General features: G+C 46.8%; 1 protein-coding gene. It reads left to right on the top strand.

What is annotated here, in order from left to right:
* Positions 1 to 454: hypothetical protein (locus ACVRRC_RS22190; RefSeq protein ID WP_472997607.1), on the top strand; the 454-nt coding region annotated here is incomplete at its 5' end.
* Between the last annotated feature and the right edge of the window lie 194 nt (positions 455 to 648).

Below are 648 nucleotides of genomic sequence, written 5' to 3'. Positions count from 1 at the left end.
AGAATACAGCGATGTGCTATCCATTTCGCCAGAGCGGGTTCTTCAGTCTCTGGAGGACATTCGAGGTCATGAGTCGCCTGTACAGTTCTACAGCGAACAGCGCCTGCCGGAAATTTGCGATGCTTACACCTGGCCGACCGCTGAAGAATTTCGCAAGTACCTCAGTGAAGGCGGTTCAGCCCCAACGTACCTTTGCCCAAACTGCAATCAGGAGTCAGACCACGAAAGTAAATGCACCGCGCAAATCACAGATCGGCACGGTGTAAAGAAAAATTGCGGCTGGATTTTAAACCCGACCTCGGATATTCTACGTAACAGTATAAAAATACTCATTCAAGCTGAGTTTTTGAACAATCTCCAGATCCATCATCTGTTTCGCCCTAAGGGAGTCGCTCTCCCACAGCGGGTTTGTTTTGATGAGTTTGGTGAAGACCTTGAAGATGACGGTTGTTGAGAGATAAGAAAGTAGTACCTCATTTAATAGATGCCTCGTTTAGGACGGGGCTTTTTTTTTGCCTTTCTCCCTTCGTCAGCAGTTAGACCCACCGGATAATAATTCTATTTTCCCGTGAGGTACCCATGATCAATTTAGCAATCTACGAGCCCAATCGCGCAGCTGAGTTTCAACCAATACTTCCTCTGTATCAA

Source organism: Stutzerimonas sp. LR2, assembly GCF_055755175.1.
Note: the sequence above shows the minus strand (reverse complement) of the source record. Positions and strands in the feature narration are given on the sequence as shown.